25 protein-coding genes are annotated in these 23,607 nt (G+C 65.5%); 7 read left to right on the top strand and 18 right to left on the bottom strand.

Annotation, left to right across the window (positions count from 1 at the left end):
- Positions 1-2 precede the first annotated feature (2 nt).
- The 3 genes from NN4_RS10265 to NN4_RS10255 all read right to left on the bottom strand — a co-directional run bounded on the left by NN4_RS10265 (position 3) and on the right by NN4_RS10255 (position 3,736).
- Positions 3-368, bottom strand: a complete 366-nt coding sequence (locus NN4_RS10265) for an Rv3235 family protein (RefSeq protein ID WP_147129696.1) — start codon at positions 366-368, stop codon at positions 3-5.
- 1,132 nt (positions 369-1,500) lie between these two features.
- Positions 1,501-2,352, bottom strand: coding sequence for a helix-turn-helix domain-containing protein (locus NN4_RS10260; protein ID WP_186818348.1), 852 nt, complete (start codon positions 2,350-2,352; stop codon positions 1,501-1,503).
- 76 nt (positions 2,353-2,428) lie between these two features.
- On the bottom strand, positions 2,429-3,736 hold the full coding sequence (locus NN4_RS10255; RefSeq protein WP_186818347.1) for a cytochrome P450: 1,308 nt from the start codon (positions 3,734-3,736) through the stop codon (positions 2,429-2,431).
- Positions 3,737-4,249: 513 nt separating this feature from the next.
- Between NN4_RS10255 and NN4_RS10250 the strand changes: the two genes are divergently transcribed.
- Genes NN4_RS10250 through NN4_RS10240 form a run of 3 tightly spaced genes read left to right on the top strand, consistent with a single transcriptional unit; the run spans position 4,250 to position 5,563 of the window.
- A complete protein-coding gene (locus tag NN4_RS10250) occupies positions 4,250-4,591 on the top strand; it encodes a hypothetical protein (protein WP_147129693.1) in 342 nt (113 codons plus the stop codon).
- Between the two features lie 7 nt (positions 4,592-4,598).
- Positions 4,599-5,030 (top strand): hypothetical protein, encoded by a 432-nt coding sequence (locus tag NN4_RS10245; protein WP_222595016.1) that lies wholly within the window; start codon positions 4,599-4,601, stop codon positions 5,028-5,030.
- Positions 5,027-5,563, top strand: coding sequence for a hypothetical protein (locus tag NN4_RS10240; RefSeq protein ID WP_147129692.1), 537 nt, complete (start codon positions 5,027-5,029; stop codon positions 5,561-5,563). Before NN4_RS10245 ends, NN4_RS10240 begins: the two co-directional genes overlap by 4 nt.
- 251 nt (positions 5,564-5,814) lie before the next feature.
- Here the strand turns inward: NN4_RS10240 and rlmN are convergent, their stop codons facing one another.
- On the bottom strand, positions 5,815-6,924 hold the full coding sequence (gene rlmN / locus NN4_RS10235; protein WP_147129691.1) for a dual-specificity RNA methyltransferase RlmN: 1,110 nt from the start codon (positions 6,922-6,924) through the stop codon (positions 5,815-5,817).
- 125 nt (positions 6,925-7,049) lie between these two features.
- Between rlmN and NN4_RS10230 the strand changes: the two genes are divergently transcribed.
- Positions 7,050-7,418 carry a LapA family protein gene (locus tag NN4_RS10230; RefSeq protein ID WP_147129690.1) on the top strand — a complete coding sequence of 123 codons (369 nt, stop codon included), beginning with the start codon at positions 7,050-7,052 and terminating at the stop codon, positions 7,416-7,418.
- Positions 7,419-7,450: 32 nt separating this feature from the next.
- Here NN4_RS10230 and NN4_RS10225 read toward each other — a convergent pair whose 3' ends face one another.
- The 7 genes from NN4_RS10225 to rpsB all read right to left on the bottom strand — a co-directional run bounded on the left by NN4_RS10225 (position 7,451) and on the right by rpsB (position 13,635).
- Complete coding sequence (locus tag NN4_RS10225) at positions 7,451-8,182, bottom strand: hypothetical protein (protein ID WP_147129689.1); 732 nt, start codon at positions 8,180-8,182, stop codon at positions 7,451-7,453.
- The gene (locus NN4_RS10220) at positions 8,179-8,865 is read right to left on the bottom strand and encodes a MarR family transcriptional regulator (RefSeq protein ID WP_147129688.1); all 687 of its coding nucleotides are present in this window, start codon (positions 8,863-8,865) and stop codon (positions 8,179-8,181) included. The genes NN4_RS10225 and NN4_RS10220 overlap by 4 nt, the downstream gene beginning before the upstream one ends.
- Positions 8,866-8,917: 52 nt before the next feature.
- Entirely contained in the window at positions 8,918-9,760 is an 843-nt protein-coding gene (locus NN4_RS10215; RefSeq protein ID WP_135237466.1) for a phosphatidate cytidylyltransferase, read from the bottom strand.
- Between the two features lie 417 nt (positions 9,761-10,177).
- Entirely contained in the window at positions 10,178-10,735 is a 558-nt protein-coding gene (gene frr / locus NN4_RS10210; RefSeq protein WP_147129687.1) for a ribosome recycling factor, read from the bottom strand.
- A 50-nt stretch (positions 10,736-10,785) separates the two neighbouring features.
- Positions 10,786-11,514, bottom strand: coding sequence for a UMP kinase (gene pyrH, locus NN4_RS10205; RefSeq protein ID WP_107658365.1), 729 nt, complete (start codon positions 11,512-11,514; stop codon positions 10,786-10,788).
- A 254-nt stretch (positions 11,515-11,768) separates the two neighbouring features.
- Complete coding sequence (tsf, locus tag NN4_RS10200; protein ID WP_147129686.1) at positions 11,769-12,593, bottom strand: translation elongation factor Ts; 825 nt, start codon at positions 12,591-12,593, stop codon at positions 11,769-11,771.
- A 163-nt stretch (positions 12,594-12,756) separates the two neighbouring features.
- Complete coding sequence (gene rpsB, locus NN4_RS10195) at positions 12,757-13,635, bottom strand: 30S ribosomal protein S2 (RefSeq protein ID WP_147129685.1); 879 nt, start codon at positions 13,633-13,635, stop codon at positions 12,757-12,759.
- Between the two features lie 1,061 nt (positions 13,636-14,696).
- Here rpsB and NN4_RS10190 point away from each other — a divergent pair.
- Together NN4_RS10190 and NN4_RS10185 are read left to right on the top strand one after the other, a co-directional pair.
- On the top strand, positions 14,697-15,221 hold the full coding sequence (locus NN4_RS10190) for a M23 family metallopeptidase (protein WP_147129684.1): 525 nt from the start codon (positions 14,697-14,699) through the stop codon (positions 15,219-15,221).
- A gap of 84 nt (positions 15,222-15,305) precedes the next feature.
- The gene (locus tag NN4_RS10185) at positions 15,306-15,824 is read left to right on the top strand and encodes a DUF1990 domain-containing protein (RefSeq protein ID WP_147129683.1); all 519 of its coding nucleotides are present in this window, start codon (positions 15,306-15,308) and stop codon (positions 15,822-15,824) included.
- 147 nt (positions 15,825-15,971) lie between these two features.
- On the opposite strand, the gene NN4_RS10180 is transcribed toward NN4_RS10185, so the two are convergent.
- The 7 genes from NN4_RS10180 to NN4_RS10150 form a co-directional block, all read right to left on the bottom strand.
- The gene (locus NN4_RS10180) at positions 15,972-16,331 is read right to left on the bottom strand and encodes a GatB/YqeY domain-containing protein (protein ID WP_186818346.1); all 360 of its coding nucleotides are present in this window, start codon (positions 16,329-16,331) and stop codon (positions 15,972-15,974) included.
- Positions 16,332-16,385: 54 nt separating this feature from the next.
- Positions 16,386-18,302, bottom strand: a complete 1,917-nt coding sequence (locus tag NN4_RS10175; RefSeq protein WP_147129681.1) for an alkyl/aryl-sulfatase — start codon at positions 18,300-18,302, stop codon at positions 16,386-16,388.
- 415 nt (positions 18,303-18,717) lie between these two features.
- Complete coding sequence (locus NN4_RS10170) at positions 18,718-19,026, bottom strand: DUF202 domain-containing protein (RefSeq protein WP_147129680.1); 309 nt, start codon at positions 19,024-19,026, stop codon at positions 18,718-18,720.
- Positions 19,023-19,388 carry a YidH family protein gene (locus NN4_RS10165; protein ID WP_147129679.1) on the bottom strand — a complete coding sequence of 122 codons (366 nt, stop codon included), beginning with the start codon at positions 19,386-19,388 and terminating at the stop codon, positions 19,023-19,025. Before NN4_RS10165 ends, NN4_RS10170 begins: the two co-directional genes overlap by 4 nt.
- Positions 19,385-20,056, bottom strand: a complete 672-nt coding sequence (locus tag NN4_RS10160) for a DUF3159 domain-containing protein (protein WP_147129678.1) — start codon at positions 20,054-20,056, stop codon at positions 19,385-19,387. The genes NN4_RS10165 and NN4_RS10160 overlap by 4 nt, the downstream gene beginning before the upstream one ends.
- Positions 20,057-20,238: 182 nt before the next feature.
- Positions 20,239-20,970: an acetoacetate decarboxylase family protein gene (locus tag NN4_RS10155; protein ID WP_147129677.1), complete on the bottom strand. Its 732-nt coding sequence runs from the start codon at positions 20,968-20,970 to the stop codon at positions 20,239-20,241.
- Positions 20,971-21,108: 138 nt separating this feature from the next.
- Positions 21,109-21,840, bottom strand: a complete 732-nt coding sequence (locus tag NN4_RS10150; protein WP_147129676.1) for a TetR/AcrR family transcriptional regulator — start codon at positions 21,838-21,840, stop codon at positions 21,109-21,111.
- 54 nt (positions 21,841-21,894) lie between these two features.
- Between NN4_RS10150 and NN4_RS10145 the strand changes: the two genes are divergently transcribed.
- On the top strand, positions 21,895-23,355 hold the full coding sequence (locus NN4_RS10145; RefSeq protein WP_246180805.1) for an MFS transporter: 1,461 nt from the start codon (positions 21,895-21,897) through the stop codon (positions 23,353-23,355).
- Positions 23,356-23,607: the final 252 nt, after the last annotated feature.

Genomic DNA, 23,607 nt, shown 5'->3' with positions numbered 1-23,607 from the left:
TGTCACAGCACACGGAGAGCGGTCAGCCGCCAGCCGGCGCGAGTGCGGGCAATGCGTGCGGCAAGCGCGAAATGACGGTGTCCTCGGTCGTACGAGGCGCACACCTCCGCAGCAGCACCGTTGACCATCACGACGTCGACCCGTCTCAGTACCGCCGTGCCCAATTCAGCCCCAGGCACAAAGCCACCCTTGATCACTGTGCGCACCACCGACACCACCGCCGGGTCAGCAATGTGGCCGAGCTGCGCGACCGGTCGGTGACGATCGAGTACTTCCAGGGCGCATCGCACCACGCGATGAGCGAATTCCTTTGCCTCGCTATCCGATTCGCCATCGAGACGCGACCCGAGGTGCCCAGCACGCAGCATGCGACGCGGAGCCGGCCTGCCCGACCGCTGCGACCGCTCGGGATGCAGCGCGTCACCGGCTGACCGACTCGCAGACAAGCCCGCCGCACATTGCCGACGGTCTTCCACCGGTGCGGTATTCAGCGCAGGCGATGGTCCCACAAAGCAATCCACTTCGACTCCCCCTCGGCTCACGTCGCGTCCCCCGCGATCGAATCGCGAAAGCATCTCACGCACATCCCGCCACGTCCACCAACCAAGCGACCACTCGTGTTAGGACCGACCTCAACCACGTGCCCGGCAGACCGGGGCTCGGCCACTGAGCACAGTTATGCGACGCATATGCGGGCTGGCTCAGCACTCGTCGATCGTCAACGCCCGCCTCGCCCCTTTGTGGGCGGTCGAGGATCGCCTGCAGCGACGCGCAGCGCCATCGCAATGGAATAGGTAACCGCGTGGGTTACGACTCCAATAGTGAACGCGCAGAGTGCAGCAGAGCTGCGCATCTCCACAAGCCGGTATCCGACCCGAACTGGCTCGCCTGCCTTTGCACACTCGCACCCGACCGCGGCCGTGCAAGCTGTCGGCTGGTACGGGTTCCGCTGTCCACGTCAACCCGTCGAAAAGGGCCGATGGTTCTCGCCCCTCAAGGTGCACCGTCTGGCCAGCACGCAGTGCGGTCCCCTCCCCTCCAGATTGGGGACCGTACTTGCTCGAGCCAGGCGGTACACCTTCAAAGGCGAGAACGTCATCGGTATGGCGAATGTGGTGTAGTCGGGGGCGGGCTAGTCGACCGGACGGCGCGGTGCCGCCGATCCTCCGATGTGCGGAGTCGGCGTGCCGAGATAATGATTCGAGCCGTCAACCTTGCAACGGCTTGCTCGCGCATGCCCTGGCATCGCGCGGTGATCCGATCAGAGGATCGGATCGTTAAAAGTTTGCGCCCTAAGGCTTTTCACTCGTCATGGGTGCAGTCTTTGACGACGCACGACGCTTGTCAACCGTCTCGCGGACCATTCCGCGCGGCCCCGTGCGCGGCCAGCGACTTTTCAGAAAGCCGGACGAAAGAATGTCTACAACTTGTAGCACTTTCCGTACGCCCCAACGCCTTTCGAAGAACCGCCTGTTCGGCAGCTGGCGGACACCAACGGTGCTACCGCGTCTCGACGGGAATCAGCGAATGAAAGAGCACCGGTGGCAGTGCCGGCGTGCCGGAGCGGGGCAGCGGATTGGCGTCTCGGTGGACGTTGACGTAGTAGTACTGCTGGCCGGTGTGATCGCGCAGGTGCAGTCGCGCGCGGCTGGCGTAGAAACGTGCCGCAGGCCGGGTCGACATGATCTGGAATTCCGGCGCCCTGGACATCCTGTCGAGCGCCTGCAGATCGGCCTGTCCGACGAAATGGTGCCGTAACTGGATGGCCGTCCAGACACCGAGATGCGTTTCCGGCCACCAATCTTCGCTCAGCACGTGTTTCGATCGAGGGTCGAGGACCAGCCACTCCAGAAACGAGCTGCCGGCCCGAACGCCGGGGTGGAGCCGTTCATAGGCGGCATTCGCCTCGAGCACCCACAGGAGTCCCGGGATCAGCAGCGCGGCAGGGAAGGACATGCTGTGCACCCATGCCTTGTCGCGCGGTTCCGGGACGATCTGTGCGCCCGGCACCGCGTGCTGGAGCTGAATGCCTTGGACCAGAATCTCTTCCAGACTGTGCAGATCAGGTAGTTCCAGCACGGCGGCGACCGTTGCCAAGGTGCGATGAGTCACCTTCCTGGCACCGGACTCGTAAGCCTTGATCGTCGCGACCGACAGTCCGGTGAGGTCGGCGAGATCTTGCTGACTGAGTCGGGGCTCGGCTTCGATCCGGGCCTTGGCCAGCCGATCCCGCACCGCCGCTTGGCCGACTGTCAGCGCCGGTCTACTAGACACCACGTTTCGGCGGTCGGGGGCTTCGGGCGTGGAGCCATCTTCGCTCGCCCCGGTGATCTGCTCTGCGGTCATGTCCATTCGAATTCGGTAGATGGCCGGCGGATTACGAATCCTAGTAGTCGGCATCAGTGCCGAGCGATGGCGCGACGTGCCCTCAAACCGGAGCGGGAGCGAGCCGGACCGGCAGGTACTGCGGCCCTGCCGTCAGTATCGACTCGACCATCGGGAGGGTGGCGGGGGCAGCGGCGAGAGACAAGTCGGGGTAGCGCGCCAGTAGAGCTCGCAGCGCCACCTGCCCTTCGAGCCGAGCCAGTCGTGCACCGATGCAGTAGTGCATGCCGAGACCGAACGCGAGATGGATCGGGCCGGAGCGGTCGCCCAAGTGCACATGCAGGGGGTCGTCGAAGACCGCGGGATCGGTGTTGGCCGCGCCGAGCCCTACGATGACCACCCGGCCCGGCGGAATCTCGAACTGCCCCAGCACCAATGGCGCGGTGGTGTACCGCATGGTGGCGAACGGTCCTGGGCTTGCGATGCGCAGCACCTCCTCGACATAGGTGTCGATACGATCCGGGTCGGCGACGAGTTCGTCGCGGAGCTCGGGTGTCAGGAGCATGATGCTGTTGGCAATCAACCCACGCGTGGTTTCGTACCCGGCAGCCAGAAGCACGGTGGTATTCGTTGCGATGGCCCGGTCGGCCGCGGCGATTCGGTCGGCGGTCGGCAGCTCGGCGATCGGGGGGTCCGCTGCGACCGCGGCATCACAGCGGATGATCAACGTGCCGAGCAGGTCGGCCGGCAACGGGTCATCCGGAGTCCAGGACACCAGATCGGCTCGCTGCCTGCGGAGACTCACCTGCCCCATGAGGTAGTACGCGAACTTCTTGCTTGCCCGAGCGCGTTCCTGACCCGGATTCTGGGACAGCAACATCGTCTGCACCCATTCCCCGAATTGCTGGTGATCAGCGGCTGGGACGCCAAGGACTTCACAGATCACCTGCACCGGCAGCGGTGTGGCGTACGCCGGTAGCAGGTCGACCGGCTCGTCGGCGGCCGCAGCGAGGTCGGTGAGCAGTTTCTCGGCGATCTCTTGCACCCGTGGCAGGAGAGCGGCCACGGTCCGGGGTGTGAATGCGTCGGCCACCAGCGCCCGCAGGCGGGTGTGCTCGGGCGGATCCGACCACGGCAGTCGCTCCGCCATCGCGAGCGCGGGCAACGTGAGCTCAGCGAACTGCTTGACCTCGGGGCTGGTGGTCGCGGCGGGGTTTTTCCGCAGGCTCTCCTCGCCGAGTGCCTGGCGAGCCAGCTTGTAGTCGGTAATCAGAATAGCGGTGCCACCACCGGGGAATGTCACCTCGTGGACACCACCGGCTTCCCGCAAGCTCGGGTAGATCTCGTATGCGCGGCGGAAGAAATCGTCGGGCAACTGCACACGCGGCGGTGGATCGTGCGAGGTGGTCATCTGCGGGCCTCTGTTCGCTCGTCTCAATCGGCACAGCCAGGGATCAACCTCGCTGGAGACGATCATGCAGCACAAACCGCAACAGGTTCCAGTTTTGCGCTCCACCGGTTGCATTGCCGGATGGAATCACCTTCTTCGCCGAAACTATTGAGCCGCTGACACATTGGGTTCCGAGATCCAACTCCAGAGTCGCGCCCTCGAGTGACAGGTGCAACTACGAAACCAGGTCCTCCGCTGACAACTGTCCACACGCAGCGGCGATCTCCCGCCTCAGGTAACCGCGCACCGTGTCGCGGCACATCTGGGTGTGGTGACCCGCCGAACCAACTCTGCCTCAACAGGTTTCACGCCGACGGTGGAGACGACCCGCTAGTAGTTGGCCAGCGGTAGCCCATAACCACCGTCCTACAAACCGGTTGACCTGCGGAAATAAATGCGCTTTGTCGCGCGCTGCCAGTCGGACACCGACGGTAAGCTGACCAGACAAGCAATATGCCAGAGGAGGGAGAGAAGATGCCGGAACTGACACAGGGCGGGCCGAGATACCACAAGCCTGTCGCCGTGCCCGAGGACCTGCACCTGCTCACGGGCCCGACCAGCGGCGTCGTCAACCTTCCAACGCATCTCGATTGGTCCGGCCGTGCCGAGTACGACCTCGACCGGCCAGGAAGAATCGTCGACCTCTACCGCACGGTGATCAACGAAGCAGCCAGCCCGACCGACCTGTACCACTACCTCAACGAGGCAGTTCTCAAACGGCTCTGGTCCTACATCTGGCTCCCTCAGCAGATCAAACGCGCTTGGGAAAGCCGGTTCCCTGAGCTCGCGCAACTCAGCCGACTGGCCTCGGCGTAGGCATCCAGTGGAGCCACGCCATCGCAAGCTGGCAGAAATCGCGCTCGCGGTGGCCGGCGACCAAGGATTCGCCCTCGCTGGCGGCTACGCCATCCGCGCCGACTGGCGAGCACACCCTCCTGTCCTGCTCGACATCGGAACGGTCCTCCACCCCGACGATGCCGTAGCCAACAAGATGTGCGCACTCTACAGGCGAGCACTTCCCAGGGACTTCCTGAGTGTCGGCACCGCGCTCACCAGCGGCCGCTACAGCCGCGACCGACTGAGCTCTCTCACCAAAAGTGCTGACGATGGCTCCGAGCCGCGCATGTTCGCTCACGCCCTCGGCACGTTGATGCAAATCACCGACGAAGCATTCGCTGAGTACAGGACATCAGATCTCATCGCGGCCATGCGTGGATGGGTCACAGACTGGCGACGCGAATTTCAAACCCGGTGAGCCCATCCATTGAGGTGCCTCGATCAACTGGCGACTCTCATGAAAAGAACCCTATCGGTGATGGCTACCCGACCCAACAGCAGCTCCGCGACTTGCTCCATAGTGCGATCCTGACACTGTATCGAGCCGAGCGCGAGCTTGTCCTTTCTGCGGTACATGAGCAAGCAATCGCATTCCGGCTCGGTCAGAGCCTCGCCAATGCGATCGAGCGCCCGGGTAGCAAGCTGCGTGTGGATGCCGAGTACAACCGCCAAGGAAAACGACCGAAAGCGATTGTCAAAAACGGCCCGTTCGGAGAGAGACCGGACCTAATCATCCATGTCCGGGGTACCAATGACTCGAATCTGCTCGCAGTGGAAATAAAGAAGGCTGCCACAGCGGTCGAGGAAGATTTGCGGAGGTTAGAAACCCTGCTATCGGACCCATTTCGGTACGGTGACGCGGTACTGCTGATCCTCGGGCACAGACCTAAGTGGCAATGGATCGGAAGCGACATGGAACCGATTGAGATCGTAGGCGAGCAGGCACCGTAACTAGCCGACGGACCGTTGTGCCACAACACCCGTCACGCCTACTGCGGCCCGACTGTCTGCAGGCAACAGTCTCCTGGCTGCGTGTGTCACCGGGGGACAAGGGCTGTCTGGCGTTGATCCGCGCGAAACACACTCACGCTCAATGAGTTCAAGGAATCGACCCGGTTGCGGACCTTCCTCCTGCGATAACAGCTTCCCACCCCTCAAGGGCCACAGCGCCACTGCATACAAGCCGGACGCCTCGGTATTCGTTAGCCTTCGGCAGCGAGTTGTCCGCAGGCAGCAGCGATTTCCTGGCCGCGGGTGTCACGGACCGTGCACGGTACACCCTGGGCGTTCACACGCCGAACGAACTCGGCCTCAACAGGTTTCGGCGAGGCATCCCACTTGCTACCCGGCGTCGGGTTCAACGGAATCACGTTGACGTGCACGCGAGAACCCAAAGCCTTGTGCAACTTCTGCCCCAGCATGTCCGCCCGCCACGGCTGGTCGTTGATGTCGCGGATCAGCGCATACTCGATGGAGACACGGCGACCGGACTTGTCGGCGTAATAGCGGGCCGCGTCGAGGACCTCGGCGACCGCCCAGCGGTTGTTCACCGGGACGAGGGTGTCGCGCAGTTCGTCGTCGGGGGTGTGCAGGGAGACGGCGAGGGTGACCGAGAGGTCTTCGTCGGCCAGTTTGCGGATCGCGGGGGCCAGTCCGACGGTGGAGACGACCACGTTGCGCTGAGAGATACCGAAACCGTCCGGCGGCGGGGAGGTGATGCGGCGGACCGCGGCGACGACCCGCTTGTAGTTGGCCAGCGGTTCGCCCATGCCCATGAAGACGATGTTGGACAGCCGGCCCGGCCCGCCCGCGACCTCACCGTCGCGCATCGCGGCTGCCGCGGCGCGCACCTGGTCGACGATCTCGGCGGTGGACAGGTTGCGGTTCAGTCCGCCTTGGCCGGTCGCGCAGAACGGGCAAGCCATGCCGCAGCCTGCTTGGCTGGAGATGCAGAGGGTGGCGCGGTCGGGGTAGCGCATGAGCACGCTCTCCAAGAGGGTGCCATCGCCCGCGCGCCACAACGTCTTTCGGGTTTCGCCCGCATCGCAGGCGACGTGCTTCACCACCGACATCAGCGGCGGGAACAGCGCCTCGCCGATTTTCTCGCGCACGGGCGCGGGCAGATCCGTCATCTGCGCCGGGTCGGCCTGCAGCCTGCCGTAGTACTGGCGGGCGATCTGGTCGGCGCGGAACTTCGGCAGTCCCAGCTCCTCGATAGCTGCCCGCCTGCCCTCTGCGTCGAGGTCGGCGAGGTGCCGGGGCGGCATGCCACGGCGCGGAGCATCGAAAACGAGGGGCAGGGAGACGGTCATAGTTCCTCCATTCTCCCATCTGGGCGAATGTGCCGCACACTCGCCCGCACGCGGCAGTTCCGACATGGCCGGATCGTCGCCGGGAAATACGTGTAACTGTCATAGCAGTGGGCAATGATCGGAACATGTCCACCAATGCTGAACACCTGCCTGAGCCCGATCCGGATCTGACGGACGAGCGCACGGCGCCGACGCCGCCGACCGCACCACCGGCCACCACCCCGCCGAGCACCGCCCCGGTCAAGCACCGCCAATCGCTGTCCACGCGCACCGGCACCACCTGGATGAGTCTGATCGCGGGCGCTCTCATTCTCATCGTCCTACTGGTCTTCATCCTGCAGAACCTGGATCAGGTCGAGGTCGGCTTCTTCTTCTGGCACTTCTCGCTGCCGCTCGGCGTCGCAGTGCTGCTGTCGGTCATCGGCGGCGCGCTGGTGATGGCTCTGGTCGGCGGCCTGCGCATCCTGCAACTCCGCCGCGTCGCGAAGAGGTAGCTCATCGCGCTTCGGCGGAGAATGCCGGACCGTCAAGGCGTGAGAGCACGAACGAGGGCACGGGTGCGCGCGGGATTTCCGGTGCACCTCCGCAGCGCGTGTCCCGGCTGGTCGAAATGCTCGCGCAGCAGATCGAGCGCCTCGGTGAAAGTGGTTCCGGTGGGCCAGGATGTCCGGTCCGCGTATCCGCATTCGAGCAGTCGTGCGATGTCTTCGGCGTCACGCGGAGTGAAGCGGTGCAGGTAAGCGAAGACTTTGATGCAGAGGGCCGTTGCGATGTCCGGGATCGCGACGATGGCGGATGTCCGGGTGCCATCGATCAGCTCGGCGCTCAAAGCAATCCACACCGGCTCCCGCGCCAACGCCACATGCAGCGCCGGGATGCCGTCGACCGCGATCGGTCCCGCATCGAGATCGGGGACATGCCGGTTGGTGAACGACGGTGCCAGCAAGTCGATCGTCGCGGCAGCTCCACCGACCGAGCGCTCGAATCGGTTGCCCGCCCGTGGATTGTCATAGCCCATGCCGCGCAATCGATCCAGCAGGACTCCGTCCCGGATGGTTACTAGTTCTACCGCGAGATCAGCATCTCTGGTCGCGCGCAACGGGACCGATACCCCGCTGCGCAGCACATGGAGATTGACCATGTGCCCGCCGATCACCGCCCACGACTCCAGCGCGGCACCGGCGGCCGCGGCGTCGGCCAGCGCCAGATACGCACCGTCCTCGGCCCGCGAACCGCTGAAGACCGCCAGCTCGATCATGCAACGCGCTCGAGCTCGCTGCGGGCGGCGAGAAAGCGTTGTTCGAGTTCGGCTACGGCTTCGGCAGTATCGGGCCCGTTGCCGGTAAGCAAGTGCCGGGCAATCTCGGTGATGGGTGCGAGCGGCCACGCTTGCGCAGGCGGGCCGCCCATCGCCGTGGCGATCGCCGGGTCGAGTCGCAATCCGGGCGCGAGCTTGCCGACGTTCACCACGATGGTCGCGTCGGCAGGACTCGTTTCGACCGGGACGAAACCTGCTGCTTGCAGGTCCAAATGCCCGTCGGCGTGCAGATAGACGATGTCCGGGATTCGCCACGGCGCGACCCGATCCGCTGCCCAATCGCCGCAAACCTGCAGCGAAACCTGTTGATCCGAGGCTTGTTCCAACGCCAGCTCGATCTGCCGCTGCATGGTGTCGAGGCTGTACCAGGACTCGACGACGTCGACCTTGGGCGGACGGGCGGCGACAAGACGCTCGAACAGCTCGCGGGGGCGGCGCACCTGCCAGCCGTCCGGGCCGCGTTCGGTCCAGCCGAACGCATCAGCGGCAGCCAGGATTTGCGACACTCGCGCCTGCGTCACTCCGGTAGCTTCCGCGATGCCGACCTGCCGCTGGGCAGCAGGGCTGCCGAGCAGAAACGACAGCACAGCCACCTCGGCACGCGACAGCTTGTCTTCGGACATCCTGCGAGTATAAATTTTGGCCGACAGGGTGGCAAGAATTTATAGTCGCAGGTCAGAGCAGGGTTGAGAGAACCAACCAGGAGACGAAGGCCGACGGGAGCATGGAGTCGAGGCGGTCCATGATGCCGCCGTGACCGGGCAGCAGGGTGCCCATGTCCTTGATGCCGAGCTCGCGTTTGATCTGGGATTCGATGAGGTCGCCGCAGGTAGCGACCAGGACGAGGCCGACGCCGAGGACGACGCCGATCATCGAGTTGGCTTCCAGCAGCAGGGTGACGGTGAGCAGGCCGCCGATGACGGTGAAGACCAGTGAGCCGCCGAAGCCTTCCCAGGATTTCTTCGGGCTGATCGACGGCACCATCGGATGCCTGCCGAACAGCACGCCTGCCACATAACCGCCGACGTCGGAACAGACCACCAGGATCATGAAGGTCAGCACCCGCAGGTTGCCGTCCGGTTCGAGCAGCAGCAGCGTCGCGAACGAGGCGAGCAGCGGAATCCAGGCCAGCGTGAAGAGGGCGATGGCGGTGTCGCGGAGGAAGTTTCGCGGCGCGGTCTGCAAGCCGTGGTCGAACAGGCGCCACACCATGCACGTGAGCGCGGTGCCCGCGAACGCGCCCGCGACCCCGCTGGCCCCGTAGGGCCAGCCGAGCCAGAACACGGCCTGCCCGCCGACGATCAGCGGGATGCGCGGCACCAGGACGTCGGCTTCGCGGAGACGTTTGGCGACCTCCCAGGTCGCCACACCCACCGCGACACCGACGACACCGATGAACACCTTCGGCACGAACAGCAGAATCGCGATGAGCGAGAGGCCGAGACCGAAGCCGACCGCGAGCGCCGCGGGCAGATTCCGGCCCGCGCGGGAGCCGGGCGCGGGCGCGGCGGCGAGCACCGCGTTGGGGCCGTGCGCCTCCGGATCGTGCTCGGCCGCCGAGGCAGCCGGAGCCTCTTCAGCGCCCGCGGCATTCGATGCCCACACGGATGCCTCGGAGGTCTGAGGTTGCTGCCCCGCGGCACCGTCGAGACGGGCTGCCGAACCGTCCCCATCGGCCGAAGCGTCGTGACCGGACGCCGCAGCGGAGGCTAACGGCTCGTGCCCCGACGCTCCCGCATCGCGCACGTGCTCCTGCCTCGCTTCAGCTGTGCCGTTCACCGGCCTCGGCTCCTCAGCCGCACCGGTCGCGGCGGCGTTCTCGGCCACGATTGTCCCGTCGCTCAACTCGTCGTTCCGTTCGTCCCCCGCCCGGGCGGGCGTGCTGCGGTGTCCCATCGGCGGCATTCCCGGTGCCCATCGCTCACGCCACCGGCGTCAGACCTCGAGCAGTTCGGCTTCCTTGTGTTTGACCAGTTCGTCGATCTGGCCGACATACTTGGCGGTGGTCTTGTCGAGGTCCTTTTCGGCACGCCCGACCTCGTCCTCGCCCGCCTCGCCATCCTTCTGGATGCGCGACAGTTCGTCCATGGCTTTGCGGCGGACATTGCGGATCGACACCTTCGCGTCCTCCCCCTTGCCCTTGGCCTGCTTGGCCAGCTCGCGGCGGCGCTCCTCGGTGAGCTGCGGTACCGAAATCCGAATGATGTCACCGTTGTTGGTGGGATTGACACCGAGATCGGAGTTGCGGATCGCGGTCTCGATCGCGCCGAGCTGTGCCTGCTCGTACGGCTTGATCACGACCATGCGCGGCTCCGGCACCGTAATGCTGGACATCTGGGTGATGGGGGTGAGCGAGCCGTAGTAGTCCACGACGATTCGAGTGAACATCCCCGGGTTGGCACGTCCGGTGCGGATGCCTGCGAGATCGTCCTTCGCAACCGTGACAGCCTTTTCCATCTTCTCCTCGGCGTCGAAGAGCGCTTCTTCAATCACGACCGTTTCCTCCACAGCGTCGTCATCGTCATGATCCGCGGGTCGCGGGGTCAGGACCGAACCAATGTGCCGATCTTCTCACCGGCGACCGCTCGGGCGATATTGCCCTTGGTCAACAAATTGAACACCAGCATCGGCATCTGGTTGTCCATACAGAGACTGAAGGCCGTCGCGTCGGCGACCTTGAGGCCCTGTTCGATGACCTCTTTGTGGGTGATCTCGGAGTACATGGTGGCGTCCTCGTCGACCTTGGGGTCGGCGGTGAACACCCCGTCGACCGCCTTGGCCATCAGCACCACCTCGGCGCCGATCTCCAAAGCGCGCTGGGCGGCGGTGGTGTCGGTGGAGAAGTACGGCATGCCCATGCCCGCGCCGAAGATCACCACGCGGCCCTTCTCCAGGTGCCGCTTGGCGCGCAGCGGGAGGTAGGGCTCGGCGACCTGGCCCATGGTGATCGCGGTCTGCACCCGGGTCTCGATGCCCTGCTTCTGCAGAAAGTCTTGCAGCGCAAGGCTGTTCATCACGGTGCCGAGCATGCCCATGTAATCCGAGCGGGCCCGTTCCATGCCGCGCTCCTCGAGCTCGGCGCCGCGGAAGAAGTTGCCGCCGCCGATCACCACGGCCACCTGCACGCCGGTGGCGACCACCTCGGCGATCTGCTCCGCAACCGTCTCCACCACATCGGGGTCGAGGCCGACGCGGCCGCCGCCGAACATCTCGCCACCCAATTTCAGAAGCACCCGGCGATATCCTGGGCGGTCGTTCCCCGGGTCCGTCATGGGTGTTCTTCTCCTTCGGCGGTCAACGTGTTCTCGGCAGGCAAGTGCGTCAAAGAATTCGGCAGCTCGGAAAGGCTCCTCAACACGGAGCGGCCCCTATCCTGCCCTATGTGTGCTCGGCGGCATAGGAAGACCCCCCGTCAACCGGCATATCGGTCGACGAGGGGTCTGCTCTATGTAGCCATTGGACGGCATTCAGACCAGGTCCCGCGTCTGGTTCCCGGCGGTTGCCGGGACGACCGTGCGGGGCGCGATCAGTTCGAGCCGACCTCGAAGCGGGCGAAGCGGGTCACGGTGACCCCGGCCTCGTCCAGCAGCGCCTTGACGGTCTTCTTCGAATCGGTGACCGACGACTGCTCCAGCAGCACGACGTCCTTGAAGAAGCCGTTGACGCGGCCCTCGGTGATCTTCGGCAGTGCGGCTTCGGGCTTGCCCTCTTCGCGAGCGGTCTGCTCGGCGATGCGGCGCTCGTTCTCCACGATGTCGGCCGGAACCTCGTCGCGGGTCACGTACTTCGCCTTGAGCGCGGCAACCTGCATGGCGGCGGCACGAGCGGCGTCAGCCGCGGCGTCACCCTCGCCCTGGTACTCGATCAGCACGCCGACAGCGGGCGGCAGATCCGAGGCACGCTTGTGCAGGTAGGTGGCGACCGGGCCGTCGAAGGAGATCACGCGACGCAGCTCGAGCTTCTCGCCGATCTTGGCGGCCAGCGCCTGCACGGCCTCGTCGGCGGTCTGGCCGCCGAGGTCGAGCGCCTTGAGCGCGTCCAGGTCGGCCGGCTTGGCGGTCGCGGCGGCAGCCACGATCTGATCGGCCAGCGCCTGGAACTCCGCGTTCTTGGCGACGAAGTCGGTCTCGGAGTTGATCTCGAGCATGACGCCGCCCTTGGCGGTGACCAGGCCCTCGGCGGTGGTGCGCTCGGCACGCTTGCCGACGTCCTTGGCGCCCTTGATGCGCAGGATCTCGACGGCCTTGTCGAAATCACCGTCGGTCTCGGCCAGCGCGTTCTTACAATCCATCATCCCGGAGCCGGTGAGCTCCCGGAGCCGCTTCACGTCGGCAGCGGTGTAGTTCGCCATCGGGGGCGAGCCTCCTTCGGAGAAAGTACTTGAATACTGGGCAGCGGTGATCACCATCGCACGCGATCGTGATCACCGCCGGAACAGTGCCTGAACGGCGGCGTTCGCTGTCCCTACGTGGTTACGCAGGCTACCGGCGCACGCCGCCGTGGGTTGAGAAGACTCAGGCCTCGGCCGGGGTCTCCACCGGAGCCTCGGCGGGGGCGGCCTCAGCGGCAGCCTCGGCCGGGGCCTCAGCCGGGGTCTCGGCAGCGGCTTCGGCGGTCGGTGCGGCCGACGCGAGCAGCTCCTGCTCCCACTCGGCGAGCGGCTCGCCCGCGCCCGACTCCGGCTTGTCGTCGCCGGAGGACAGACCAGCCCGCGCCTGCACGCCCTCGGCCACCGCGGAGGCGACGACCTTGGTGAGCAGTGCGGCGGAACGGATCGCGTCGTCGTTACCCGGGATCGGGTAGTCGACCAGGTCGGGGTCGCAGTTGGTGTCCAGGATCGCGATGACCGGGATGTTCAGCTTGCGCGCCTCGCCGACGGCGATGTGCTCCTTGTTGGTGTCGACGACCCAGATGGCCGAGGGCACCTTGGCCATGTCGCGGATACCACCGAGGGTGCGATCCAGCTTGGTCATCTCACGCGTGAGCATGAGGATTTCCTTCTTGGTGCGACCCTCGAAACCACCGGTCTGCTCCATGGCCTCGAGCTCCTTGAGGCGCTGCAGGCGCTTGTGCACGGTGGAGAAGTTGGTGAGCATGCCACCCAGCCAGCGCTGGTTGACGTAGGGCATCCCGACGCGAGTCGCCTCGGCCGCGATCGACTCCTGGGCCTGCTTCTTGGTGCCGACGAAGAGAACGGTGCCACCGTGGGCGACGGTCTCCTTGACGAACTCGTAGGCCTTGTCGATGTAGGTCAGCGTCTGCTGCAGGTCGATGATGTAGATGCCGTTGCGGTCGGTGAAGATGAACCGCTTCATCTTCGGGTTCCAGCGCCGTGTCTGGTGCCCGAAGTGCGCGCCGCTGTCCAGCAGCTGCTTCATTGTTACGACAGCCATAGCTCCCGTATCTCTCTTTCGTTTGCCGGTTGACGCAGTGAATCGGTGATCCACTGCCCTGGCGCCTCCGAACCGTCGGACCCGACCGTGAAGGTGGGGACCAGCCGACGACTCCCTGCTCCGCACAGACACCGTCGCGAATCGATGGATGATGAGCTCGATTCGAACAGCGCCGTTGCGAACAAGCACGGGGTGGCGCGCGAAGTCGGTCTATGCAGGCACAGACCGCTCGATCAGTCTATCGGGTTCCAGGCCAGCTACTAAATCGGCCTGTCAGGGGGTACGCGGTGGTGGTTGCCGACTGTGGAACGAGGGATGTCCACAGTCGAGAAAGTTGTCCACATTCGGGGCAGTGGGGGTTCCGGGATCGGTTCGCTCGGATGAGGCTTTGTGGCATGCCTTCGAAACCGATCTCGTCCATGATGACGCTGGTCATACCGCTTTTCTTCGCGCTCGCTGTGTTGACGGCGCCGCCGGTTGCGGCGGGTGGGCTCGGGCCGCCTGCGCAAGTTGCCACTGTTGTCGTGGGCGGGGTTCCGCAGGATTTGCCGTCCGTGCGCGTGGAATGCGCGAGATTGGTCTGCGAGCGGGAGTGGTTGACGTGGCCGCATGCCGCGGGCCGACCGCTGGCGACGTGCCCAGGCGTGCTCTGCGGGATGGTTCAGCCGACATCGATACGAGCCGAGGGTGAACCGGCGCCACCGGGCGTGGGAGCCTCGCTCACGGCGTGCACAGGTTCATCCTGCGGATTCGTACGCCCGGCACCGGTACTCGTCACGGGCGATGGGGCGCCGCACAACACGGCCGGCGCGCTCGCGACGTGCACAGGTTCGTTCTGTGGGCTGGTGCGTCCGGCGCCGTTGCGCGTCACGGGCGATGAGGCGGCGCATGAGAGGGGATCCGGTGTCGGCCTGTTGGCGATATCTCCGCTTGACCCGGAGTTCTGCGAATATGTCGGTCCTGCACTGTTTTTCATGTCGCCGAGCGATTCCGAGTTCTGTGGGCTCGTCTCGCCTGCACCGCTGGCGTTGCCATCAGCCGCAACTGATTGATTTCGCGTGATGGGGAGCAAAAGCGTCCGCCGGGCCTTCGTCCTGATCGGTCTCGTGTTGATCGTGCTGATCTGCGTGGAGCCGGCCTCGACGGCCGCACCGGTCGGTGGGTTCGGCTGGCCGCTGCAGCCTCGGCCTGCTGTGTTGCGGCGGTTCGACAAGCCTGCGCAGAACTGGCTGCCGGGGCACCGCGGGGTGGATCTGGCTGGTGCGCCCGGACAGGGCGTGCTGGCCGCAGGAGAGGGGATCGTGGTGTTCGCCGGGACAGTGGCGGACAAGGCGGTGGTGTCGATCGATCATCCGGGTGGGTTGCGGACCACGTATGAGCCTGTGCGCGCAGAGGTTTCGGTGGGGCGCAGGGTTGGGCGAGGCGACCGGATCGGCACGCTGGAAGCCGGGCACGAAGGGTGTGGGACGTGTCTGCATTGGGGATTGAGGAGCGAAGGTGGTGGTCGGCGCCGACGGGAGTACTTGGATCCCCTGGGGTTGCTGCACCTCGCTCCCCTACGCCTGAAACCGGTGGAACCGTCGTGAGTACGTGCCACTGGGCGCTCGGCGTGTCGAAACCGACGCCGCGTAATGCTTCCCAACCGGGCCGGCCGGGGTGAAGATCAAGGCATGGAGCATGGGCCCAGTGATCCGCCGTTCACCTATTCCGAAGTCGGTGCCACGAGCAGTGAGCTGCCTGCGGGGTATCACGGGTTTCGGTTACGGCGGCAGATCGGGCACGGGCGGGCGCTGTTCGAGCACGCGGCGGTGGCGATCCTGGAGTATCGGATGCAGAAGGGCACCGGCATCTTTCATGAGGCCTCGACCCCGACCGCCGAGCCGGGCACTCGCCTGACGGTGCGGCTCGGCATCGGGCCGTTGGCCATCACCGCGCCGTGCCGGGTGGTGTACGTGCTGGCCGCGCCGAATCAGCGCGGCTTCGCCTACGGCACACTGCCGGGGCATCCGGAGAGCGGCGAGGAGTTGTTCTCCGTCGAGTACGACCCGGCCGACGACGCCGTATACGGAGTAGTGACCGCATTCTCCCGCCCGGCGACCTGGTACACCCGGCTCGGCGGTCCGGTAGCTCGCCTCATCCAGCGCTTCGTCGCCGGGCGATACATCAAGACCCTGCCCACCACGCCCTGACGCGCAAGGAAACTGGGCTCCCGGCTCCCGGCTTTCGAGATGCGATTTCATGCTCGGTCGCGGTGCGCGGCCGAGCAGCGTTCCGCAGTTCTACATCACGCCGGCGGACCCGGACTCAGATCGCCTCGGTTTGGGTTGGTAGCGGTTCTAGAGCAGGTCCGCCAACACGTTGGCCTGCACCCGCAACTCCTCGGCTTGCTCCGCGCGCCCGACTCCATCGTATTCCTCAGCGACGGTGCGGCGTTCGGCGATCTCGGCGCGCACGATCTGTTCGATGTCCCCCTCGGTCAGCTCGCGCCGGGCAACCTCGGCGACGCCCAGGCCGACCGCGCTACCCTCCACGGCACCCGCCCGATGCTCGCCGACATCCACCGCCTCCGCATTGTCGATGGCACCCAGCGTGGACCGCAGGGCGGTGATCGCCTGGCGGTCCCGGGATTTCATCGCCACGGACAGTGCGGCGCGCAGGCGCGCACGCAAGGGATCGGTCGACGGCTCGGTTGACATGATCACCACCGTAAGGAGAGTCGTTCGCGGAGTCGAACATGTTTCGCGGGTGAGCTACCCGACGGTGCCCCGCGGCGTGACGATGGAGAAGTCCGGGTCCGGCGCGTCGAATACGCCTACGAGCTCGGCCAGCTTGGTGACATCACCGTCGATGAGGATGTCGCCCGCGGCCGCCGCGACGCCGAAATCCTCGCCCGTCAGTAACACTCGGATGAGCGTCGCCTTGCTCAGCGTGAAGGTCGCGTCGGGTTCGGGCAGCGGCACCCCGTCGGGCCGGTCGTAGTGGGTCAGCCGCCCGTTGCGCAGTTCGAGGCGGTGCACCCGATCCTCGTCACTGATCTGCCACTCCGCGACGACCCGCTGATTCCACGCCTTCGGCCCGTCGACGCGCAGCGCCATGGCGTCGAAGATCTGGTCGACGGTCAGTGCGGCGAGCATGGTCGGCGAGGTGGCCTTGGTCGGCGTGCCGAACGAGCCGTAGCGCAGTTCATAGGCGCCGCTGAGGTAGAAGTTGCGCCAGGTCGCGTTCTCCGCGCCGTAGCCGAGTTGCTCGAAGGTGCTGGCCTGCAACGCTTTCGCGGCATCATTGGTGGGATCGGCGAAGATCACGTAGTTGACCACCTGGGCCACCCAGCGATAGTCGCCGGCATCGTAGGACTCCTGCGCCTTGCGCAGGACCTCCTCGGCGCCGCCCATGAATTCCACATGCCGAACAGCGGATTCGACCGGCGGATGCTCCCACAAATGCGCCGGGTTGCCGTCGAACCAGCCCATGTACCGCTGGTAGATGGCCTTGACGTTGTGACTGACCGACCCGTAGTACCCGTGCGTATGCCAGCTGCCCTCGATAGCCGATGGCAGCGTGAGCATTTCGGCGATCTCGGCGCCGACGTAGCCCTGGTTCAACAGGCGCAGGGTTTGGTCGTTCAGGTACCCGTATAGATCACGTTGCAGCGCAAGGAATTCCACCAGACGATCAGTGCCCCAGGTGGGCCAGTGATGGGAGGCGAACACCACATCGGACCGGCGCGCGAACAGGTTGATCGCCTCGGTCAGGTACTTCGCCCAGACGTGCGGGTCGCGCACCAGGGCGCCGCGCAGGGTGAGCAGGTTGTGCAGTGTGTGCGTGGCGTTTTCGGCCATGCACAGTGCGCGGTGCTCGGGAAAGTAGAAGTTCATTTCGGCGGGTGCTTCGGTACCGGGGGTGATCTGGAAGACGATCCTGATCCCGTCGACCGTTTCTTCTTGCCCGGTCCTGGTGATGTCCACGGTCGGCGGAATCAGAGTGATCGTGCCGATCGAATTAGTCTGACCAAGACCGGCGCCCACCGCCCCGAGCGGCCCACGTGGCAGCACGGCGCCGTACATGTAGCCCGCTCGTCGCGCCATGGCGGTACCCGCGTACACGTTCTCAGCCACTGCGTGCGCCAAGAAACCCGCCGGAGCAAGGATGGGACAGCGGCCGACCGCAACATCATCGGTGCTGGTAACCCCCAGCACGCCGCCGAAATGATCGACGTGCGAATGGGTGTAGATGATGCCGGTCACCGGACGATCGCCTCGATGCGCACGATAGAGCGCCAGACCGGCGGCCGCGGTCTCCGCTGTGATTAGCGGATCTATCACCAGCACACCGGTTTTGCCCTCGACGAGGGTCATGTTCGACAGGTCGAACCCCCGGATCTGATAGATCCCAGCCGTGACCTCGAACAGCCCTTGCATCATGACCAGGCCGGACTGCCGCCACAGGCTCGGATTGACCGACGCGGGACAGGATCCGCGCAAGAAGCTGTAGGAGTCGTTGTCCCACACCACACTTCCGTCGGCTGCGGTCACCAAGCCGGACTCCGGCGCGGCGATGAACCCGCGCTCGGCATCCGCGAGATCGGCGGTATCGGCGAACGGCATCGCGGCGGCCGCACGCCGCTGCTCGGCAACGATGAAATCGCTCGGCTCGGTCGCTGTGCTCATGCCCGGACCTCGCTAGCACCCTGCACAAGCATGCGTCCTGCGCATCGGCACACGATTCGCTCACTTCGTTCACTCATGCCCGCACCTCGCTGACACTCGGCTCCGATGGGCGCCACACGCTCCGCTCACTCCGATCGCTCATACTCACCCCTCGCCGGCACTCGCCTCCGGCATACCTCACCCGCGCCGACACAATCCGTGCACTTCGCTGACTCATGCCCGCACCTCGCTCGCACTCGGCTCCAGCCTGCGCCGCACGCGCTGGCACGATTCGCTCAGTTCGATCGCTCATGCCCGCACCCCGCTGACACTCGGCTCCGATATGCGCCAGACCCGCTGACACACGATCCGCTCGCGTCGTTCGCTCATGTCATCCTCCTGAGAGTCGGTACAAAGTCGCTGTGCCGGTACGGATTTAGGGCGATGGATCGGTGAACTGGATAGCTGCCGCGAGACCAGCGACGACCACCACCACCACGGTCGTCGCGGCGACGACCCGTCTGCCGTGGCCGTAGTTGCCCTGATGCAAGCTGCGGTTGCGCAGGTAACTCAGCCCTGCCAGCGCGGCCATGGCGATCGCCGCACTGATGGGCGCGATCATCGCGGGACGCCACCCGCTGGTCACGGCATGGTTCAGGAACAGTGCGCCGGTGATCATCGCGGCCACCGCCGTCCGTCGCCAGGCCAAGGCGGTGCGTTCCGCGGCGAGCCCGGCGCGGCTCATCGCAGCAACACCGCGACACCCGCGAGCACCGAAACGACAGCGATGCCCGCGGACAGGATCGGCACCATCACCGTGTCGGGCAGCGGACGCCCCTGCCGCATCGCCACCCCGACTCGGCGCCAATGCACATACGCGCCCACCGCGACGATCACCGCGAGGACCAGGCAACTCAGCGCGAGTGCGCGCCGCATGCCGCCCATCCGAAATGGCTGCACCAATGTGTGCACCGCGACACCACCGGCGAGCAGACCGAGCGACGTGCGCATCCACGCCAAGAACGTGCGTTCGTTGGCGAGGGTGAAGCGGTAATCGACCTCTTCTTCCCCGTCCTCCGACACGGCGTCGGGGCTCGGCAGCGTCATGCCGCCCCGGCTCGGACCGTGGTCTTGCTGCGCACCCACAACCAGGTCAACGCGAGCATCACGACCAGCGCGGGCTTGCCGAAGACCAGGGCGAAGGTGCCGAGCAGGACCACTTTGTCGGCCAGGTACAGCGGCACCATCACCGCCACGTGCGCCGCCCAGAACACGAACCAGGCGAAGGTGATTCGGCGATGCAGGCGCAGCCGCGTCGCCGTGTCGGCGGGCTCGGCCGGTTCGAGCCGAATCCTGCGGCTCACCGTGTAACTGAGTGGCTTTCCGGTGAGCAAGGTCGCGCCGAACAGCACGGTCATCACGACACTCAACGCTACTTCGGGCAGATAGAAACCGCGCCCCTCCCCGGTGATCTCGACGAACAGCGAGAACACCAGGATCACCAGCACCGCGCCCGCAACCACCCGCACCGAATCGCCGCGCATCAGCCGCACAGCGCCCAGCAAGACTGCGATCAGGATGGCGACGAAAACACCGACCTCCGCACCGGCTGCCGAGTATCCGATCAGAAAACCGATCGCCGGAGCTGCGCCGTCCAGAATGTGTTGCGGGCCGCGCATCGCCCGGAACTTTCCCCACATCTCAGCCACGACTCCGCGTGATTCCGCCGGGCTGTCGCCCGGATCCAGCACCTCGCGCTGGTCGTCGGAGTTCACGGGCACCTCTCCCACACAGATCGGTTCGGGCTGCGAGCGAATAGTCCGCTACGCCACAGTCGGCGAGCAAACAATCCGCTACGTCACACTAACCGGACCTTCTCAGAGCGTCCACGAACCGCGCAAGGCCGTGATCATGCGGTTATCGACCGGGCTCGCACCCGGTTCGCGCTGATGGTGGCCTAGACAGGATCGGCATCCTCGAAGGTCATCGCCAACCGGGCGATGCTGGACGCCATGAGAGCACGACGGGGCAGGCGCAGTGACTTCAGTTCGTCGGCGATGGGGTGATTGCCGAGGGACAAAGTGGCCCCGCCCGGACGGGCGCGCATGCCCGACGGCTCCATCCGCCACGGCGTGCATCGAGTGACGCCGTCGATGTGCGAGTAGGCGTCGAACGAGGAGGCGGTGTTTCGACGTTCCGGCGTGCGAAAGCCCTGACGAACAGTCAGGTCGACGATCAGCTCACCCTCCTGGCGCAGCGCACCGTGACGAGTTTCCGTGTCGTGACGAACACTGAAATCGGCGAGTTCCTTGGGGAATCCCCAGATTCCACGCCCCGCCGCGAGCGTGAAGTCGCCGTCGACCGGCAGTCGATGGATGAAGACTCCGGCCTGATTCGTCGCCAAGGCCCGGACGTCGCCGAACCGGCCGGCCGCTGTGGCGGTGTGGTGCCGGACCATGAAGGAGACGCCGAACTCGTGGTACGGGCCGAGATCACCGTCGACGTACTCGACGAAAACGAGCGAGCACATAGCCCGGCCGCCCGGCAGGTGCAGCACTCGCAACCCGGAGTAGTCGACCAACTGCTGCGCGGCGTCGGCGGGAACCAGGTAGGTCGCCATGAAAGCGTGTGCGAGCCGGATACGAACCGGCATGTGAACTTCCTGGCCGAGGACGGTATGGGTGCTCACCCGAACGCCTTCCCGCGCACCCGCTTCGAGCCGTGGAGCGCACCGTTTCATTGGACCACCGGGCCCATAAACTAGAACTTGTTCCAGTTTATCAAGATGGCCCCCGCGACGGACCGAAAGCCGATGATTGACGAGGCCTTACTCCTCGGATCGAGGACGCGCCCCCTCGGGGAAACCGCGCAGACGGTGCTGGAGACCGTCGAGCAAACACAGCAAACCGAAGTCGAACGACATCGCTCGCGAGACCTCGGTGTCCTCCGGCGTCGCCTCCTGATAGTCCGCGAGCAGTTCGGGATAGTCCTCGGCCACGCCTTCCATCGTTTGCACGATGAGGTCCCGGTCGATCTCCATGTCGCCATACGTCTTCCGCCAGGCGATCTCCGGCGTCACCACTCCGAGCACATAGGACATCACCGTGCCGCTGGCGAAGTAGATATCGACGCCGCGGAAGCCCGCGCCGACGTACGCGCGACGCAGCCGGTCGGTGAGCCGCAGCGCATTCGGACCCAGACTGGGTAGCTGCCCGATCAGGGTTGCGCCCCACGGATGCTCGCGCAGCGCGGCGCGGAAGTTGTAGGCGAATGTCGTGAGCACTTCACGCCACGGCGCCTGCTCTGGTTCCGGGACCTCCACCATGCCCCAGAACTCGTCGAGGACCCATTCCAGCAGTTCATCTTTGTTGGCGACATACCAATACAGACTGGTGGCGCCCGCGCCGAGCTTGGCGCCGATCTTGCGCATGCTCAAGGACTCGAGTCCTTCGGCGTCGAGGAGTTCGACGGCGGCGCCGATGATCTGATCGAGGCGTAGACCCGACGTCTTCGGCTGACGGGGTTCGCGGATCCATACCGAGGTGAACTGCTTGGTCACGTGTCGATCCTATATTCACTCGCACATTGTTCGAGTCTCTCGTACGCTGTTCGAGTGGAATCGAACGTTGTACGAGACCCTCGCCGTTGGTGGATTCTGGGGGTCCTTTGCCTGTCCTTGCTGGTGCTGATGCTCGACAGCACTGTGCTCAATCTCGCTATCCCGTCGCTGATCCGGGAACTGGGTGCCACACCGTCGGACGTGCAGTGGATCCTGGACGCCTACGTGCTGGTCTTCGCCGGACTCCTGCTCACCGCAGGCAGCCTGTCCGACCGATTCGGCAGGCGACGGATGCTGATCTACGGCCTCGCCGTCTTCGGCGTGGCCTCGCTGGCCGCGGTGCTCGCCACCGAGCCATGGCATGTCGTCGCCGCGCGCGTGGCGATGGGCATCGGCGGTTCGCTGCTGATGCCGTCGACCCTGTCCATCCTGATGACCACCTTCGCCGAGGACGAGCGGCGCAAGGCGATGGCGGCCTGGTCGACCGTCTCGATGGTCGGCATCGTGGCCGGGCCGACGCTGGGTGGTCTACTGCTGCAGCACTATTGGTGGGGGTCGGTGTTCCTGCTCAATATCCCGGTAGCGGTGCTCGCCATCGTGGCCGCGCTGGTTCTCATGCCGGAGTCCACCGGTGAGCAGCGGCCGGTCGACCTGGTCGGCGTGCTGCTGTCCATCGTCGCGCTGGTGTCGACGGTCTACGTGATCATCGAACGCGAGTGGAATATCGGCATGATCGCGCTGGCCGTGCTGACCGCGATCGGGTTCGTGGTGTGGGAGAGCCGATCGGAGCATCCGATGTTGCCGCTGGCGGTGTTCCGCAATCGGGACTTCACCGGCACTGCGTTCACGTTGTTGCTGATGGTGTTCGGCATGGGCGCGGTGATGCTGATGCTCACCCAGTACCTGCAGTTCGTGCTCGGCTACGGGCCGATGAAAGCCGGGCTGGCGCTGCTGCCGTACGCGGTGGCCGCCGCGGTGTGCAACGGGCTCGGCGCGACCTTGGGCAAGAAGATCAGCAACAAGGCGCTGATCGTCTCGGGGTTGCTGATCATGGCGGGAGCGTTCGCGATTCTCGCGATCGGCGAGGGATACCTGTGGATCCTGGTCAGCATGCTCGTCATGGGCATCGGCGGCGGATTGGCCGGCCCTGCCGCCTACACCTCGATCATGAGCGCCATTCCGCTCGAGCACGCCGGCGTCGGTTCGGCCATGAACGACACGTTGCAGCAGGTTGGTATGGCGATCAGCATCGCCATCCTCGGCAGCGTGCTCGCCGGTGTGTTCACCGATCACATGCCGACGGACGCACCCGCTGCGGCACGTGAATCCATCGGTGCCGCTTTCCAACTCGGCTTCGGCGAAGCTGCGAAGGATGCGTTCACCACCGCCATGTCGACCGGTTCGTGGATCAGTGCGGGGTTCTGCGTTGCGGCCGCAGTGCTCGGTGTGACGTTGCTGCGGACGCGGAAGCCGTCGGCGGGACTGCCGCAGGCGGACACGGTGGAGGTCGGCTGATCCCAATAGGGATCCGCACTACATCTCGGGATGCGCATTCTTCGTGGTGGAGGCGGCGGTGGCAGATCTGCGCCGCCTCCGCCTCCGTCAGCGGATCCGGCCGAGCGCCTGGCAGCACAGCAGGCCGCCCCGCCAACAACCCACGATGACCGGCTCGGTCGGCCGGCCTTAGGAGTGCGGGCCCTGAAATCAGCGAGGGCGATACGGGTGACGAACTCCGCGTACTGGAGACCGAGTGACGATCGGTGAATT

Origin of the sequence: Nocardia ninae NBRC 108245, assembly GCF_007990755.1 — a bacterium.
Taxonomy (GTDB): Bacteria; Actinomycetota; Actinomycetes; order Mycobacteriales; family Mycobacteriaceae; genus Nocardia; species Nocardia ninae.
This window is presented reverse-complemented; position numbering and strand designations above follow the sequence as displayed.

Excerpts from the sequence above, each read along its gene's own strand:
- NN4_RS10265 (WP_147129696.1), bottom strand. The coding sequence starts at position 368 with ATGCTGCGTGCTGGGCACCTCGGGTCGCGTCTCGATGGCGAATCGGAT.
- NN4_RS10260 (WP_186818348.1), bottom strand. The coding sequence starts at position 2,352 with ATGGACATGACCGCAGAGCAGATCACCGGGGCGAGCGAAGATGGCTCC.
- NN4_RS10255 (WP_186818347.1), bottom strand. The coding sequence starts at position 3,736 with ATGACCACCTCGCACGATCCACCGCCGCGTGTGCAGTTGCCCGACGAT.
- NN4_RS10250 (WP_147129693.1), top strand. The coding sequence starts at position 4,250 with ATGCCGGAACTGACACAGGGCGGGCCGAGATACCACAAGCCTGTCGCC.
- rlmN (WP_147129691.1), bottom strand. The coding sequence starts at position 6,924 with ATGACCGTCTCCCTGCCCCTCGTTTTCGATGCTCCGCGCCGTGGCATG.
- NN4_RS10230 (WP_147129690.1), top strand. The coding sequence starts at position 7,050 with ATGTCCACCAATGCTGAACACCTGCCTGAGCCCGATCCGGATCTGACG.
- NN4_RS10225 (WP_147129689.1), bottom strand. The coding sequence starts at position 8,182 with ATGATCGAGCTGGCGGTCTTCAGCGGTTCGCGGGCCGAGGACGGTGCG.
- NN4_RS10220 (WP_147129688.1), bottom strand. The coding sequence starts at position 8,865 with ATGTCCGAAGACAAGCTGTCGCGTGCCGAGGTGGCTGTGCTGTCGTTT.
- pyrH (WP_107658365.1), bottom strand. The coding sequence starts at position 11,514 with ATGACGGACCCGGGGAACGACCGCCCAGGATATCGCCGGGTGCTTCTG.
- tsf (WP_147129686.1), bottom strand. The coding sequence starts at position 12,593 with ATGGCGAACTACACCGCTGCCGACGTGAAGCGGCTCCGGGAGCTCACC.
- rpsB (WP_147129685.1), bottom strand. The coding sequence starts at position 13,635 with ATGGCTGTCGTAACAATGAAGCAGCTGCTGGACAGCGGCGCGCACTTC.
- NN4_RS10190 (WP_147129684.1), top strand. The coding sequence starts at position 14,697 with ATGGGGAGCAAAAGCGTCCGCCGGGCCTTCGTCCTGATCGGTCTCGTG.
- NN4_RS10185 (WP_147129683.1), top strand. The coding sequence starts at position 15,306 with ATGGAGCATGGGCCCAGTGATCCGCCGTTCACCTATTCCGAAGTCGGT.
- NN4_RS10180 (WP_186818346.1), bottom strand. The coding sequence starts at position 16,331 with ATGTCAACCGAGCCGTCGACCGATCCCTTGCGTGCGCGCCTGCGCGCC.
- NN4_RS10175 (WP_147129681.1), bottom strand. The coding sequence starts at position 18,302 with ATGAGCACAGCGACCGAGCCGAGCGATTTCATCGTTGCCGAGCAGCGG.
- NN4_RS10170 (WP_147129680.1), bottom strand. The coding sequence starts at position 19,026 with ATGAGCCGCGCCGGGCTCGCCGCGGAACGCACCGCCTTGGCCTGGCGA.
- NN4_RS10165 (WP_147129679.1), bottom strand. The coding sequence starts at position 19,388 with ATGACGCTGCCGAGCCCCGACGCCGTGTCGGAGGACGGGGAAGAAGAG.